This is a genomic window from uncultured Phascolarctobacterium sp. (assembly GCF_934190775.1).
Taxonomy (GTDB): domain Bacteria; phylum Bacillota; class Negativicutes; order Acidaminococcales; family Acidaminococcaceae; genus Phascolarctobacterium_A.
Map to the genome: position 1 here is coordinate 78,425 of NZ_CAKPTG010000001.1, position 14,901 is coordinate 93,325.

15 protein-coding genes are annotated in these 14,901 nt (G+C 48.9%); 2 read left to right on the forward strand and 13 right to left on the reverse strand.

Annotation, left to right across the window (positions count from 1 at the left end; translation table 11 throughout):
- Positions 1 to 78 precede the first annotated feature (78 nt).
- The 4 genes from Q0G26_RS00285 to prmA all read right to left on the reverse strand — a co-directional run bounded on the left by Q0G26_RS00285 (position 79) and on the right by prmA (position 3,516).
- Positions 79 to 417, reverse strand: coding sequence for a histidine triad nucleotide-binding protein (locus Q0G26_RS00285; protein WP_009145890.1), 339 nt, complete (start codon positions 415 to 417; stop codon positions 79 to 81).
- A gap of 87 nt (positions 418 to 504) precedes the next feature.
- On the reverse strand, positions 505 to 1,818 hold the full coding sequence (gene mtaB / locus Q0G26_RS00290; RefSeq protein ID WP_293827449.1) for a tRNA (N(6)-L-threonylcarbamoyladenosine(37)-C(2))-methylthiotransferase MtaB: 1,314 nt from the start codon (positions 1,816 to 1,818) through the stop codon (positions 505 to 507).
- Positions 1,819 to 1,824: 6 nt separating this feature from the next.
- Positions 1,825 to 2,568, reverse strand: a complete 744-nt coding sequence (locus tag Q0G26_RS00295; protein ID WP_293827453.1) for a 16S rRNA (uracil(1498)-N(3))-methyltransferase — start codon at positions 2,566 to 2,568, stop codon at positions 1,825 to 1,827.
- 12 nt (positions 2,569 to 2,580) lie between these two features.
- The gene (gene prmA / locus Q0G26_RS00300; RefSeq protein WP_293827455.1) at positions 2,581 to 3,516 is read right to left on the reverse strand and encodes a 50S ribosomal protein L11 methyltransferase; all 936 of its coding nucleotides are present in this window, start codon (positions 3,514 to 3,516) and stop codon (positions 2,581 to 2,583) included.
- A 174-nt stretch (positions 3,517 to 3,690) separates the two neighbouring features.
- On the opposite strand from prmA, the gene Q0G26_RS00305 reads away from it, so the two are divergent.
- Complete coding sequence (locus Q0G26_RS00305) at positions 3,691 to 5,007, forward strand: ATP-binding protein (RefSeq protein WP_293827456.1); 1,317 nt, start codon at positions 3,691 to 3,693, stop codon at positions 5,005 to 5,007.
- A gap of 103 nt (positions 5,008 to 5,110) precedes the next feature.
- Complete coding sequence (ilvA, locus tag Q0G26_RS00310) at positions 5,111 to 6,325, forward strand: threonine ammonia-lyase (RefSeq protein ID WP_249747864.1); 1,215 nt, start codon at positions 5,111 to 5,113, stop codon at positions 6,323 to 6,325.
- A gap of 197 nt (positions 6,326 to 6,522) precedes the next feature.
- On the opposite strand, the gene glmS is transcribed toward ilvA, so the two are convergent.
- The 9 genes from glmS to lspA form a co-directional block, all read right to left on the reverse strand.
- Complete coding sequence (gene glmS, locus Q0G26_RS00315) at positions 6,523 to 8,361, reverse strand: glutamine--fructose-6-phosphate transaminase (isomerizing) (protein ID WP_293827458.1); 1,839 nt, start codon at positions 8,359 to 8,361, stop codon at positions 6,523 to 6,525.
- Between the two features lie 41 nt (positions 8,362 to 8,402).
- Positions 8,403 to 9,419, reverse strand: a complete 1,017-nt coding sequence (gene galE / locus Q0G26_RS00320; protein ID WP_293827460.1) for a UDP-glucose 4-epimerase GalE — start codon at positions 9,417 to 9,419, stop codon at positions 8,403 to 8,405.
- 119 nt (positions 9,420 to 9,538) lie between these two features.
- A complete protein-coding gene (locus Q0G26_RS00325) occupies positions 9,539 to 10,123 on the reverse strand; it encodes a hypothetical protein (protein ID WP_293827462.1) in 585 nt (194 codons plus the stop codon).
- Positions 10,124 to 10,139: 16 nt separating this feature from the next.
- Positions 10,140 to 10,940, reverse strand: a complete 801-nt coding sequence (gene udp, locus Q0G26_RS00330) for a uridine phosphorylase (protein ID WP_293827464.1) — start codon at positions 10,938 to 10,940, stop codon at positions 10,140 to 10,142.
- 14 nt (positions 10,941 to 10,954) lie between these two features.
- Positions 10,955 to 12,178 carry a phosphopentomutase gene (locus tag Q0G26_RS00335; protein ID WP_293827467.1) on the reverse strand — a complete coding sequence of 408 codons (1,224 nt, stop codon included), beginning with the start codon at positions 12,176 to 12,178 and terminating at the stop codon, positions 10,955 to 10,957.
- A gap of 65 nt (positions 12,179 to 12,243) precedes the next feature.
- On the reverse strand, positions 12,244 to 12,882 hold the full coding sequence (locus tag Q0G26_RS00340; protein ID WP_293827470.1) for a lactate utilization protein: 639 nt from the start codon (positions 12,880 to 12,882) through the stop codon (positions 12,244 to 12,246).
- A 38-nt stretch (positions 12,883 to 12,920) separates the two neighbouring features.
- The gene (gene pyrR / locus Q0G26_RS00345) at positions 12,921 to 13,472 is read right to left on the reverse strand and encodes a bifunctional pyr operon transcriptional regulator/uracil phosphoribosyltransferase PyrR (RefSeq protein WP_293827473.1); all 552 of its coding nucleotides are present in this window, start codon (positions 13,470 to 13,472) and stop codon (positions 12,921 to 12,923) included.
- A gap of 68 nt (positions 13,473 to 13,540) precedes the next feature.
- Positions 13,541 to 14,485, reverse strand: a complete 945-nt coding sequence (locus Q0G26_RS00350; RefSeq protein WP_293827475.1) for an RluA family pseudouridine synthase — start codon at positions 14,483 to 14,485, stop codon at positions 13,541 to 13,543.
- Positions 14,443 to 14,892: a signal peptidase II gene (gene lspA / locus Q0G26_RS00355; RefSeq protein WP_293827479.1), complete on the reverse strand. Its 450-nt coding sequence runs from the start codon at positions 14,890 to 14,892 to the stop codon at positions 14,443 to 14,445. Before lspA ends, Q0G26_RS00350 begins: the two co-directional genes overlap by 43 nt.
- Between the last annotated feature and the right edge of the window lie 9 nt (positions 14,893 to 14,901).

The following is a 14,901-nucleotide window of genomic DNA, read 5'->3' on the forward strand; positions in this document are numbered from 1 at the left end:
CAAATTAAGTTTTCAGCCGTTGCCAGCTAAAAACACTTACTGATTAATTATACAAGAAAAGACAAGCATTGTCAAGGTTTAGCATGGGGGCCAACCCAAAGCTTTGCCGCCAATTACGTGAATATGTAAATGTTTTACTGTCTGACCGCCTTCATCGCCGGTGTTGATAACAACGCGGAAGCCTTTTTCGGCAATCCCGGTCTTTTCAGCGATCATTTTAACCTTGCCCAGCATATATGCAACCAGCTCGGGGTCCGCAGTAGTGATGTTAGCTGTGTGGTCCTTAGGCATCAGCAGCACATGAACCGGAGCAGCCGGAGCAACGTCATTGATAGCAATCATTTTATCATCTTCGTACACTTTGGTAGAAGGGATATCGCCCTTAATGATTTTACAAAAAATACAATCCTCAGCCATTTCATTTCCCTCCTCTCGTTCTATCGTATCTAGTAATATTCTGTGTTTTTTTCTTTTATCCTGCTAAAGAAACAATTTTTTCACAAATTAATTCAATTCTCCCAGCAAAAAATCCTCTTTGATGCCGGTAATTTTTACCTTGGCAATGGTGTTGGCCAGCTCCTTTGTTCCCGGAACGAGAACGCGCAGGTACGGACCGCAAAGGCCCTCCATATGCTCATCATCCACAGGCTGTTCAAACAGCACTTCTTCCACCTTGCCGACAGTGCGCTGCAGCATTTGCTGATGCAGCTCCTCGTCCACCTGCGCCAGACGCGCTGCACGCTCGCTCTTCACTGCCTCGTCCACCTGCTCCGGCATTTCGGCAGCAGGGGTTCCCTTGCGCTTAGAATAAGGGAAGATGTGCATTTTGGCAAAACCGCATTTCTTGGCAAATTCCAGCGTAGTCGCAAAATCCTCCTCAGTTTCGCCGGGGAAGCCCACAATAACGTCCGTAGTAATTGCCACATCAGGCACCTGAGCACGGATTTCGTTCACCAGCTCCGTAAAGCGTTTGGTATCGTAAGGACGGTGCATAGCGCGCAAAATCTTGTCGCAGCCGCTTTGCAGCGGCAGATGCAGGTGACGCTGCAGGCGCGGTTCCTCGGCCATCAGCTGCAGCAGGCGCGGTTCCACCTCTACGGATTCCAAAGAACCGAGGCGCACACGCTGCACACCTTCAACGCTCAGCGCTGCCTTTACTGCGTCATACAAAGTAACGTGCTTGCCTTCCTTCGCCAGCTCTTTGCCGTAGCAGCCAAGGTGAATGCCGATGAGCACAACCTCCTTGTAGCCTGCGGCAACCAGCTTGCCAACCTCCTCACGGATGCTGTCCAGGCTGCGGCTGCGCAGCGGACCACGGGCAAAAGGAATAATGCAGTAGGTGCAATATTGATTGCAGCCCTCCTGAATTTTGAGGAAGGCGCGGGTTTTATCGGTTTCCGTGCCAACGCCCAGCTCTTCGAACTTAGTGTCCACAGTCATCTGCTGTACATTATCCAGAATCTCCGTGCGCTTGTGCTCCAGTGCTTCTTCGACCAGCTCCACAATGCGGCCGCGCTCCTGATTGCCGATAATTACATCGACACCCTCGATAGCACGCACTTCCTCCGGCGCAGTCTGCGGATAGCAGCCGGTGACAACCACCAAAGACAGCGGATTGTGACGCACAGCACGATTGATAATCTGACGCGATTTGCGCTGACCGGTATTGGTAACAACGCAGGTATTAACTAAATAAACGTCTGCCGGTTCCCCGAAAGGCACAACCTCATAGCCGGACGCACGGAAAATCCCCTCCATGCTGGCAGTATCGGCCTGGTTAACCTTACAGCCCAGCGTATAAAATGCAATTTTTCTCATCTATGTTTAATCTCCTAAATCTCCTGTTTCATAAAAAATCGCTGAAATAGCGACAAGTCCTGCCGTTTCCGCGCGCAGAATGCGTCTGCCCAGCGATACAGGCACAGCACCTGCGGTACGTGCCGTTTCCAGCTCCGCTTCGCTGATGCCGCCCTCAGGACCGATAATCAGCAGCAAATCCGTCAGCGCGCCCTTGGCCTGCGCCTCCTTCAGCGCCGCCTTCAGGCTCTTTTTATCCTCGCACTCGTAAGCGATAATCTTCGTAGCGCAGTCATTCGCCGCCAGCATCTGTGCCATCGTCTGCACAGGCTGCACCTCGGGAATAATATCACGCTTGCTCTGCTTTGCCGCGGACTCGGCAATCTTCTGCCAGCGCTCCACCTTCTTGGCAGCCTTCGCACCGTCAAGGCGCACCACGGAATGCTCCATAGCCACAGGCACCACGCTGTAAGCGCCCATCTCCACAGCCTTCTGGATGATGAACTCCATCTTCTCGCCCTTCGCCAGGCCTTGCGCCAGAATCAGGCGCACCGCCGGCTCATGGCTTTCCGCCAGCTTCTCCAGGCAATGCACAGTCACGCACTCGCTGTCAATCGCTGTAATCTCCGCCAGCGCACTCACGCCGTCGTCACTCACAATCTGCAGCTGCGCACCTGGCTGCATCCGCAGCACCTTACTGATATGACGCGCATCCACGCCCTCAATAGTCATTGTTTCGTTATATAATTGCGGTACAAAAAAACGATGCATATAGGTTTCCCCTTACTTCTTCTTCTTCATCTGCATAACAACCCAGCCGCCGCGATGGTCAACCGCATCAACATAAAGGCCCTGCGCCTGCGCCGCAGCCTCCACATCCGGCATACGCTCCTCAATAATACCGCTCGCCAGCAGCACACCATTGTCATTCAGCTTCTGCGGAATATCCTGCAGCAGCATAATAACAATATCGGCAATAATATTAGCGATAATAACATCAGCCTTGCCCTCGGTGCCATGCAGCAAATCGCCCTCGCGCACCTCAATCTGCTCGCTCAGGCCGTTATCCGCAACATTCTCCTTCGCCACGCGCACTGCCACGCCATCAATATCAACAGCCTTAACAGACTTAGCACCCAGCATCGCCGCAGCAATCGCCAGAATACCGCTGCCGGTACCAACGTCAAACACGGTAGAATCAGGCGTAATAACCTTCTCCAGACGTTCCATCATCATATTGGTAGTGTGGTGCGTGCCTGTGCCAAAAGCCATACCCGGATCAATTTCAATAACATGCTCGCCTTCCTTAGGAGCATATTCCTCCCAGCTCGGCTTAATAACAAGGCTCTTGCCAACATGAGTAACATGGAAATACTGCTTCCATTCGTTAGCCCAATCCTGCTCGCTCACCTTGCGGAAGCGCGTATTGCCAAAGCGATACTTGCCAATGCGCTCCTCAATCAGCGCCAGCTGCTCGTCAATCTCTGCCAGGCGTTTTTCCAGCTTCTCATCATCAGCATAATAAGCGCTGACGGTAACAACCTCGGTATTCTCCTGCTCCGGAATATCGCACAGCTCCCAGGTACCGCTGTTGCGCAAATCATTAATCAGCTGCGGATCCTCAATCGCAACTCCCTTAGAACCGATGCTCGTCAGCATATCTGCTACGGCCTCAACTGCTTCATGCGTTACCGCTACATTAACTTCTATCCACTGCATTTTCTGCACTCCTTTATAATTTATATTCATTTTATTATACAACAGAAAAGCCTCGCATTTCAACACGCCATTTTATCTCTGCCGTTAGAAAAAATTTGCTTTAATTTTAGTTTACATTTGCTATAATTATCTTAAAGAAGCTTTTTCTATATTATTTCTAAGGAATGATGTTATATGCAGATTCAAGATTTGATTATCCTTATCTATATTATCCTGCGCGTTGCCCCCAGCTCTTATCTATGCTACTACCCCTTTTTGGAAGACCTGCGCTTATCCAAAAAAGCAGCAATATGCGGCTTTTTTGCTATTATTCTCATTGAATGGGGCATTTTCATCTTTACCGGACGCAATTTCGATAAGCTGCCGACATTATATGGCGTTTACCTACTCTACATATTCTACTACTTCGCCATCGTAAAAGGTAATAAAAGTAAGCAGCTTTTTTGCATCCTGCTCTCTGGCAATTTTGAAAATGTTCTGCAGACACTTGCTATGCTCGCAGAACGCTTTTCGCCCACTCCCGGCTACTACTATGCCACCGCCACCTTCGTGCTCCTGCTGGCACAATCTGCTTATTTTTCCTGGTTTTATTATACTGTAAAGAAATTCAAGCAGCTCTTCCGCAGCACTAAATACAATAAGATTATCACCTATTCCAACTATATTTTAGCTTTTAACTTCGTTGCCCTGGTACTCATCCGCAATTTTTCCGAACCACGCACCTGGAATCTTTTCTTTGCCCGCTTTCTGTGCATCATGCCGCTCTTCTTCTTTGTTTACATGATGATGGATCTGCTGAAGGAAAAAAATGATAACAAGGTGATGTCCATCAAGCTCAGCTCACTGGAAGAGCTGCGTCGCAATGAAAAGCCTTACTACGATTTTGTTATCGAAACCTGGCAGAAATCGCGCCGCCTGCGCCATGACCAAAAGCATCTCGTGCTTATGCTCAACCAGCTTTATGAAGAAAAAAAGTTTGATAAGCTTGGCCAGCATCTGCGTACTATCCTTAAATACACAGAACAGCTGCAAACAGTAAAGCTTTATGGCAATGAAACCATCGACGGCCTTATCGGCTACTGGCAGATGCAGGCACAGGAAAAAGGCATCCCCTTTGCCGCGGATATCAGCTTCAGTAAAATCAAAATCAACGATATTGATCTGGCCATTATTTTAGGCAATGCCCTGGAAAACGCTTTTACCGCAGTTACCGAAGACTGCATGGCCCAGGGCAGCAACTGTTATATTAATGTGAAAATCAGAGAAAGAGCCTCTCTATTGCTGATAGAGGTTGTTAATTCCTTCAGCGGTAACATCGTGCGGTATAATGACCAGTTTTATTCTGCCAAGCGCGACTACAAGGAACCTGGCACCGGACTGGAAAACATCAGGATGATTTGCGAAAAATACGCAGGCAATAACAATATCAGCTTTGATAACAACAGCTTCAAGCTGCAGCTAATGCTGCCAAACACACACTTAGAAGGTTAAATCTTGACGCACAAACTAAAAGCGCTTATACTAAAATAGATTGTAGCTTTTGCCACAGTCTATTTTAGTATTTTTATTTAGGGAAAGAAAAGAAGGTAACACAATGCTCTCATTAGACAAAATTTATCACGCAGCCTTCATCCTTAAAAGCGTAGCACGTAAAACAGATTTAATAGCTGCTCCGCATTTAAGCGAAGGCAACAACTTGTATCTGAAAACAGAAAACCTGCAGGTAACAGGCAGCTTCAAGGTACGCGGTGCCTACTACAAAATCAGCCAGCTCACACCTGAAGAAGCCAGCAAGGGCGTAATCGCCTGCAGCGCCGGCAACCACGCACAAGGCGTAGCACTGGCTGCAACCAGCATGGGCATCAAAAGCGTCATCTGCATGCCGGACGGCGCCCCGATTATGAAGGTAGAGAACACCAAGCGCCTGGGCGCGCAGGTGGAGCTTGTTCCCGGTGCCTACGACGAAGCACATGACCGCGCTGTACAGCTGCAGGAAGAAACAGGCATGACCTTTATCCATCCGTATGACGACGAGCTTGTTATTGCCGGCCAGGGCAGCATCGGCCTGGAAATTTTAGACCAGCTGCCGGATGTTGAAGCAGTAATCGTACCGATTGGTGGCGGTGGCCTTATCAGCGGCGTAGCCTTCGCTATCAAAAGCCTGCGTCCGGAGGTTAAGGTTTACGGCGTGCAGGCAGCAGGAGCAGCCAGCATGTTCAAAGCCTTCCATGACCATAAATATGAAACCTTAGATCACGTCAGCACCTTTGCTGATGGCATTGCTGTAAAAACTCCTGGTGAAAACACCTACGAACTCATCAGCAAATATGTTGATGATATCGTTACCGTAAGCGAGGACGAAATCGCAACCGCAATTTTAACCTTGATTGAAAAGCAGAAGCTGATTGCCGAAGGTGCAGGCGCAACTCCGGTAGCAGCAGCGCTGTTCGACAAGCTGCCGATCAAGGGCAAGAAAACCGTCTGCGTTGTATCCGGCGGTAACATCGACGTTAATATTCTTTCGCGCGTAATCACCCGCGGTCAGGTTACCAGCGGCAGAAGGGCAGACCTCGTTATCGCTTTGCAGGATCGTCCCGGCCAGCTGCGTGAAGTGAGCGAAATCGTAAGCAGCTGTGGCGCTAACGTTGTAGGCGTACAGCACAACCGCAGTGATGCCGATATGGATATCACAGGTTGCTTCCTGCGCTTAGAACTAGAAACCCGTGATGCGGAACAAATCAACGAAATCCGTGCAAAGCTTACCAAGGCAGGCTTTACACTGATTGATAAAAACGCCGCTCATTATTAACAACAAAAAAATTACCACAGCCTACATAAAATGTAAGCTGTGGTTTTTTATTGCAGAGTTTGCGATCTTTAGGCGTTATATTCCTCTATCTCTCAAGAGTGGGGAGAATGTATCAGAGGCGATGCGAAGCCGACGAACGCGTACTTTTAGTACGTGGAGGAGGGTTTGCGATGCATATGATGCATTACACCCCACTCTTATTCTACGGTAACGCTCTTAGCCAGGTTCCTAGGTTTATCTACATCCAAGCCCTTAGAAACACTCACATAATAGCCCATAAGCTGCAGCGGAATAACTGCCAAGCTGGTCATGAAATGCTCGTCGGTCTTAGGAATATAAACTGTGAAATCAGCGGTATCCTCAATGTTATAGTTGCCATAGGTAGTCAGGCCCATCAGATAAGCGCCACGGCTGCGGCACTCTACCATGTTGCTGACAGTCTTTTCATAAAGCTCGCTTTGAGTCAGCACGCCAATAACCAGAGTACCATCTTCAATCAGGCTGATAGTACCATGCTTCAATTCGCCGGCAGCATAAGCCTCGCTGTGGATATAGGAAATTTCCTTCATCTTCAGGCTACCCTCCAGGCTGACAGCGTAATCCAGGCCACGGCCGATAAAGAAGATATCCTTAGCGTTGACCTGCTTAGCGGCAAACCATTGGATGCGTTCCTTATCTTCAATAATTTTTTGGATTTTATCCGGCAGCTGGGCCATTTCCTGAATCAGCTCCAGATATTTTGCTTCGTCAATAGTGCCACGTACAATAGCAAACTGAATTGCCAGGCAGTAAGCAGCAATCAGCTGAGTGCTGTAAGCCTTAGTAGTTGCAACGGCAATTTCCGGGCCTGCCAGAGTATAGAAAACATTATCTGCTTCGCGGGCAATAGAGCTGCCTACTACGTTGACAATGCCAAGAGTTTTGATGCCCTTTTCTTTAGCCAGACGCAAAGCTGCCAGACTGTCGGCAGTCTCACCGGACTGGCTGACAATGATAACCAGCTCGTTCTTGCTCAGCAGAGGCTTGCGATATCTGAACTCAGAAGCCAGCTCGGTACGAACCGGAATCTGTGCCAGATCTTCAATTACGTACTGCGCTGCTACGCCTACATGATAAGCACTGCCGCAGGCAACGATGCAGATCTGGTCAATCTTTTTGATATCCTCGTCGCTGAGGCCGACAGCGCTCATATCCAGCTTGCCGTCAACCAGTACGGAATTCAGAGTATCGCGTACTGCCTTAGGCTGCTCGTGGATTTCCTTCATCATAAAATGCTCAAAGCCTGCTTTTTCAGCAGCTTTAGCATCCCATTTAATTTCGGTCAACGGTTTTTCGATTACTTCCTCGTCAACATTGTAGAAGGTAACCTCGCCGTTAGCCAGACGTGCCATTTCCAGATTGCCGATGTAATAAACCTGGCGGGTATATTTCAAAATAGCAGGCACGTCGCTGGCAACATAGCATTCGCCGTCCTGCACGCCGATAATCATCGGGCTGTCCTTGCGGGCAACATAAATTTCACCGGGATATTCCTTGAACATTACCGCTAAAGCATAGGAGCCGCGCATACGGATCATAGCATGGCTCAGAGCATCAGTCGGAGTATGCTCGTATTTTTTATAGTAGTAGTCAATCAGCTTAACGGCAACCTCGGTATCAGTCTGAGAATAGAAGGTGTAACCGTTATGCAGCAACTTTTCCTTCAGCTCTTGATAGTTTTCGATAATACCGTTGTGTACGGCAACTACATTGCCATCTGCACTTGCATGCGGATGCGCATTAGTTTCAGAAGGCTCACCATGGGTTGCCCATCTGGTATGACCGATACCACAGGTACCGATAAGGCTTTGACCGCCATTAGTTTTGGCGTAAAGCTCCTTCAGGCGGCCTTTAGCCTTAACAATCTGCACCTGTGCACTGCCATCGCGCACTGCCAGACCGGCAGAATCGTAACCACGATATTCCAGCTTAGACAGACCATCTAACAGAATAGGCGCTGCCTGCTTATTTCCACAAAATCCAACAATACCACACATAAATACTTTTCCTCTTTTTCTACTATTTTTTTCTTTTAACCTTATGCTTCAAAGCCATTAGGGTTGTTCTTCTGCCAGTTCCAGGAATCACGGCACATGTCCTCAATGCCCAGCTCTGCCTTCCAGCCCAGCTTTTCCCACGCCTTTGACGGATCAGAATAGCAGGTAGCAATATCACCTGCACGACGTTGGTCAATTACATAAGGTATCTTAATTCCAGTAGCCTTTTCAAATGCTTTGACTAAATCCAGCACTGAATAGCCAATACCTGTACCAAGATTATACACCTCTACGCCGCATTTGTCATCTATTGCCTGCAAAGCTTTCACATGACCTTTGGCCAAATCCACTACATGAATAAAGTCACGCACGCCGGTACCGTCCGGAGTGGGATAATCATTGCCAAAAACATGCAGTTTCTCCAGCTTGCCCACAGCAACCTGCGTAATATACGGCATCAGGTTATTGGGAATGCCATTAGGATTTTCACCAATCAGACCGGAGCTGTGCGCACCGATAGGGTTAAAGTAACGCAGCAGTACCACATTCCATTCATGATCAGCCACATACATATCACAAAGGATTTGCTCCAGCATCGACTTGGTCTGGCCATAGGGATTAGTGCACTGCCCTTTAGGACAGGTTTCCGGAATAGGCACTACAGCAGGATTGCCGTAAACAGTAGCCGAAGAGCTGAAAATAATATTCTTACAGCCTGCCTTACGCATTACATCCAGCAATACCAAGGTACCGGAAATATTATTCTCATAATACTCCAAGGGCTTCTGTACCGATTCGCCTACTGCTTTTAAACCGGCGAAATGAATACAGCAGTCAAAGCTATGCTCAGCAAAAACCTGTTGCAGGCCGGCACGATCCCTGATATCAGTTTCATAAAAGGGGATTTGCTGACCGATGATTTTTTCTACACGCTGCATTGCCAGCCTGCTGGAATTAACAAGATTATCCACTACTACAACACTGTGTCCGGCGTTAAGCAGCTCTATAACTGTATGTGAGCCGATATAACCGGCCCCTCCTGTAACTAATATATGCATATTTTCACCTCAATTTACGCTTCAGGCAACTATTCTATTATACCGCCTTCAGTATTATTTTACTACCTGCTGCCTTAAACTAAGGTGAACAAGCTAACTATTTTTTTCATATTTTCTGTTTAACTGCCGATAATCGGCTTATTTTCCATAGTATTTACCAGCTTGGAAAGCTGCCATTTAATCGTTTCCGCCGGCTTGTCATAATTGCCCATGTCGCGCAGTCCGCTTTCACGCACACGCTTCTTCAGCAGCTTATTGCCATCCTTTTTATATACGAAAAGGTCTGCATCCGCTACCACACGCACATAGGTATCGTGATCAAAGCGGAATCCCCAGCCGCTGACAAGGCTTTCATCCATTTCATAGATACGTGCAACAACCAGCACATCCATTTTGCTTTTTTCCGCCAAAGCAGCTAAAGATGCTGCATCCAGCTTTACGCCGTCACGCACTGCCTGGCTCACCAGCGTCTGAGGCTCGCCACCATCTATGATTTGATAATATGGGAAACGGTAGGCCAGCTTGACCATCTGGCGCCATTCCTTATAAACAGCACCATCCACACCGCCATCCTGGTCGATAACCACAAAGCCCACAGGACGCTCCGCAAAATCTGCCCGCGCCGTCTGCGGCATAAATGCTGTAAACAAGGACGCAAATACTACTAAAAAGCAAACCTGCAGCAGCCATTTAATTTTTTTCATAAGAATCACCTGCCTATTACTCAGCTGCCTCCGCCAGCAGCAGCTCGACAGCTCCGCGTGTCACCTGCACCATATAACCGAAGGCACGCTGATAAACATCAGGTGGTGCCACGCTTTCGCTCTGCGTGCGCTTAACTACCACGCCACAGACAGCGCCAGCCTCTAAGCCTAACGCCTGCGAGGTTACGAACAAAGCGGAGGTTTCCATTTCATAATTCAGCACTCCCAGTGCCTGCCATTCCTGCATCGTCCCGCGGAAGCGGCGCGGCACATAGCCGGTGAAGCTGTCATAACGCTCCTGCCCCGGCCAGAAGGTGTCGCTGGAGGCCGCAATGCCCAAGTGATAGGGAGCGCCGGCACTTTTAGCTGCCACCACCAGTGCCGTTGTCACATCAAAGCTGGCAACCGCCGGAAATTCCAATGGTGCATAATGCTGCGAGGTGCCATCAAGGCGAACAGCGGCTTTATCAATTATAATATCACCGAGATTAACCTTTTCCTGAATCGTACCAGTTGTACCAAAGCGGATAAGCTTTTTAATGCCCATGCGGGCCAGCTCTTCCAGGCAGATTGCTACGGAAGGACCGCCCATACCTGTCGAGCAGACCAATACCGGAGCATCATTGATTTTCGTCAGCCAGCTGGTGTATTCGCGATGGCTGGCAATAAAGCTGGCATCACTGCCCAAAGCCTTAGCCAATGGCTCCACACGTCCGGGATCACCGGGAAGCACGGCAACAGTTGCGCCCTGCAGCTGCTGTGCCGAAAAACCTACATGGTATAAAATCTCCTCAGGTGCTGCGTAATGTTTGCTCATCTTATCCACCTCTTTCAAAACAAATCTGTTTTGGTGCCAGTAAATGTCGGTTCAATCTTCATATAATCGGCAATCGTTTGTCCTATATCAGCAAAGGTCTGCATAGGTGCAAGCTGCTTACAGGCAATGCCTGCTCCCGAAAAGAGTACGGGGATTTTTTCACGCGTATGGTCCGTGCCGCTCCAGCTGGGGTCATTGCCGTGGTCTGCCGTCATCAGCAGCAAATCGTCCGGGCGCAGCAAAGCGGTAATTTCCGGCAGTCTGCTGTCGAAATATTCCAGTGCTTCGCCATAGCCCTGAATGTCACGACGATGTCCGTAGGAGGAATCAAAGTCAACAAAATTAGTAAAGACAATGGTATTATCCGGAGCATCAGCTACAGCCTGCTTCGTTGCGTCTACCAGCTTGTCCAGGCCGCCTGCAGCATAATGCTTCGTAATGCCGCGATGTGCAAAAATATCGGCAATCTTGCCTACGGCGTATACATTACCACCTGCTGCCACCATTTTATCAAGCAGCGTCGGCTGCGGTGCCGGTACTGCGTAATCGTGACGGTTGGTTGTGCGGGTAAAATCTGCAGCACAGGTGCCGACGAACGGACGCGCTATTACCCGGGCAATATTATACGGCTGCACCAGCTTAAAGGCCAGCTTGCACAGGTCGTACAGGCGCTCCAGGCCAAAGGCTTCCTCGTGCGCTGCTATCTGCAGCACGCTGTCAGCAGAGGTATAGATAATTGGCTTGCCGCTTTTTACATGCTCCTCGCCCAGCTCCTTGATGATTTCGGTACCGCTGGCATGACATTCGCCCAGCACGCCCGGCAAATTACCCTGGCTGATGATTGCATCCACCAGCTCCTGTGGAAAGCATTTCGGCACATCAGGGAAATAGCCCCAGTCAAATTTAACCGGCACACCGCTGATTTCCCAATGTCCGCTCAGTGTATCCTTACCGCGGCTGACCTCCTGCGCATAGGTATAAGCACCGATTGTATGCTCAGCGCCCAGGCCTGCCGGCAGCGCTTCGCCACGGCTCAGCTCTGCAGCTGCCTGCAGTCCGCGCTCAGCCAGATGCGGCAAATGCAGCGGCTTCGGCTCTTCGCCCGCATGACGCGGATTTTTTGCCATCCATCCGCAAATATGTCCTAAGGTATCTGCACCCTTATCGCCATATGCTTCGGCATCATGGGCGTAACCAATACCAAAGGAATCCAATAACAGAATAATAGTACGTGCCATTTTTTCACCTGCTTTCTTATGCAAAAGGGAGCTGCTAACACCTATGCTAAACAACTCCCCTTGAATCAGAACCCTAAGCTTTCGCCAACTAAAATAACCTTAATGCGTCCCTTATTGCGGCTAGTACGTGTAATAACAATCTGCGAGCAGATGCAGTCCGCAGAAAGGCAGTCACCGCAAAGTCCCGCTTTATAGCAGGGTGTCTGCAGGCCTGCAAACCTTTTGGCATTTATCGGCGCAGCCACATTACGCGCTCTGTCCATGGCAGCCTCTAAAGAGCCTGCGACCTTGTTAAGCCCGGCAATAACAAGTACCTGCTTCGGTCCGAAAATCAAAGCAGCACAGCGGTTGCCATTGCCGTCAATGTTTATCAGCTGGCCATCACTGCTGATGGCATTGCTGCTCATTAAATACGTATCACACAAAAGTGCCTGACGCATCAATTCCATTTTTTCTTCCGGCGTTGCTGCTGCAGCTCTGTCGATAACCTTATTGCGCTCTTTCACTGCGTCCAAAAGGCCGATTTCATCAATCGTTACAGAACCGCCCCAGGAAACAACATCCTCCTGCGGAATCAGCTCCAAAGCCTGCTTAAGTGCTGCCTGCTTATCAGCACAGTAATAAGCATCGAAGCCACGCAGCTTCATTTTTTTAACCAGTGTTGCGCCTAAAGCCTCATTGCGCAATACTTCAGCCTGCTGCATAAAATTCTCCTCCTGTTACATTAACAAGCTACGGTTGATTACTCCTCGATATCACCAATTGCTACTTCATCAATGCCGTCTTCCTCTGCCAGATAAACGTTGATAGCTTCCTTGTGGGAGGTAGGAACATTTTTACCGGCAAAGTCAGCACGGATCGGCAGCTCGCGATGTCCGCGGTCAATAAGAACTGCCAGCTGAATAGCCTTTGGCCGGCCCATATCCATCACTGCATCAAGAGCAGCGCGGATAGTACGACCGGTGTAAAGCACATCATCAACAAGAATTACGGTTTTGCCATTCAGGTCCAGGTCAATTTCTGTACCGTGTACAATCGGATTATATGCAAGAGTAGACAGGTCATCACGATAAAGGGTAATATCCAGCATTCCTACCGGCAGCTCAACATTCTCTATATCTTTAATTGCTGCTGCCAGGCGTTCTGCGATAGGTACACCGCGGGTACGGATGCCGACAATGACAACATTATCTACGCCCTTATTTCTTTCGATAATTTCATGAGAAATACGGATAATCGCACGGCGCATAGCCTCTGCATCCATAATAACATTCTTTTTAATAAAATTGCTCATTTGGCTCACCTCTTATTTTTATTCAGGCTTTTAACCTGCTATCAAGACTGCCCTAAGGCAGAACTCAACTAATTAAATTGTCCCAAGCGCAGGCGGGTAACAATCTTATGCATATCCTCCGGCAGCGGAGCTTCAAAGCTCAAGCGTTCTCCCGTACGCGGGTGGATAAATTCCAGTGTCTGCGAATGCAGAGCCTGTCCCTGAATGCTGAAGGGAGTTTTCATCGGAGAATATTTCGGGTCACCTACCAAAGGATAGCCCAGATACTCCATATGTACGCGAATCTGATGCGTGCGTCCCGTTCGCAGGCGGCAGCGCACAATAGTATATTTGCCGAAGCGCTCCAAAACCTCGTATTCGGTAACAGCATCACGTCCGCCTTCTTTGACAACCGCCATTTTCTTACGGTCGTTTTTATCACGGGCGATAAGCGTTTCAATCACGCCGCTGTCTGTCTTTATGTTGCCACGTACTACAGCAAGATAGGTACGCTGAGCTGTTTTAGCCTGTATTTGCTGCGATAAGGACAAATGCGCCGCATCATTCTTGGCACAAATCATAATACCGCTAGTATCCTTATCCAGACGATGCACGATACCCGGGCGGATAACGCCGTTGATACCGGATAAGTTTTTGCAGTGATACAAAAGCGCATTGACCAGCGTTCCGTTTAAATTGCCGGCCGCCGGGTGGACTACCATACCGCGCGCTTTGTTGACAACAACAACATCCTCATCCTCATAAATAATATCCAGAGGAATATTTTCCGGCTGTACATCCAGAGGCTGCGGCTCAGGCAAGGTAACATCAATCTCGTCACCCAGACGCAGCTTGTAGTTGGATTTCAACACCTTGCTGCCGCGCACCGCACGGCCCTCCTCCAGCAGCTTCTGCATATTCGAGCGCGTAAGCTCCAGCATTGCTGCCAGGCCTACATCAGCACGCTGACCGGCCTCCTGTTCAGTTATAATTAATCTTTGCTGCTCAGCAGCTCCGTTTGCAAAATGCTCCATATAATCAAACCTACTCCTACACAAATTGCGATATCTGCCACATTAAATATTGGCCAGATACGAAAATCAAAAAAATCAATTACCACGCCGCGCGTAGTACGGTCAATAAGATTGCCCAAGGCACCGCCTGCAAAGAGTGCTGTTCCCCAGCAGGCCATCGCGCCGATTTTAGTAATCTCCTCGCGCATATACCAGACACCGCCGATTACTGCAAGCGCAATCACCACGAACAGCCAACGACTGCCCTCCAGCATACCGAAGGCGGCACCCGGATTCAGTATAAACGTCCAATGAAAAACGTTGTTAATCACCGGCACGCTCTCCCCTAATGCAAAATGTGTTACCACATAATACTTTGTTGCCTGGTCCAGCAGGACCACCAGCAAAGCTAATAAACCATAAATCATTTTTTTCTC

Excerpts from the sequence above, each read along its gene's own strand:
- Q0G26_RS00285 (WP_009145890.1), bottom strand. The coding sequence starts at position 417 with ATGGCTGAGGATTGTATTTTTTGTAAAATCATTAAGGGCGATATCCCT.
- mtaB (WP_293827449.1), bottom strand. The coding sequence starts at position 1,818 with ATGAGAAAAATTGCATTTTATACGCTGGGCTGTAAGGTTAACCAGGCC.
- Q0G26_RS00295 (WP_293827453.1), bottom strand. The coding sequence starts at position 2,568 with ATGCATCGTTTTTTTGTACCGCAATTATATAACGAAACAATGACTATT.
- prmA (WP_293827455.1), bottom strand. The coding sequence starts at position 3,516 with ATGCAGTGGATAGAAGTTAATGTAGCGGTAACGCATGAAGCAGTTGAG.
- Q0G26_RS00305 (WP_293827456.1), top strand. The coding sequence starts at position 3,691 with ATGCAGATTCAAGATTTGATTATCCTTATCTATATTATCCTGCGCGTT.
- ilvA (WP_249747864.1), top strand. The coding sequence starts at position 5,111 with ATGCTCTCATTAGACAAAATTTATCACGCAGCCTTCATCCTTAAAAGC.
- glmS (WP_293827458.1), bottom strand. The coding sequence starts at position 8,361 with ATGTGTGGTATTGTTGGATTTTGTGGAAATAAGCAGGCAGCGCCTATT.
- galE (WP_293827460.1), bottom strand. The coding sequence starts at position 9,419 with ATGCATATATTAGTTACAGGAGGGGCCGGTTATATCGGCTCACATACA.
- Q0G26_RS00325 (WP_293827462.1), bottom strand. The coding sequence starts at position 10,123 with ATGAAAAAAATTAAATGGCTGCTGCAGGTTTGCTTTTTAGTAGTATTT.
- udp (WP_293827464.1), bottom strand. The coding sequence starts at position 10,940 with ATGAGCAAACATTACGCAGCACCTGAGGAGATTTTATACCATGTAGGT.
- Q0G26_RS00335 (WP_293827467.1), bottom strand. The coding sequence starts at position 12,178 with ATGGCACGTACTATTATTCTGTTATTGGATTCCTTTGGTATTGGTTAC.
- Q0G26_RS00340 (WP_293827470.1), bottom strand. The coding sequence starts at position 12,882 with ATGCAGCAGGCTGAAGTATTGCGCAATGAGGCTTTAGGCGCAACACTG.
- pyrR (WP_293827473.1), bottom strand. The coding sequence starts at position 13,472 with ATGAGCAATTTTATTAAAAAGAATGTTATTATGGATGCAGAGGCTATG.
- Q0G26_RS00350 (WP_293827475.1), bottom strand. The coding sequence starts at position 14,485 with ATGGAGCATTTTGCAAACGGAGCTGCTGAGCAGCAAAGATTAATTATA.
- lspA (WP_293827479.1), bottom strand. The coding sequence starts at position 14,892 with ATGATTTATGGTTTATTAGCTTTGCTGGTGGTCCTGCTGGACCAGGCA.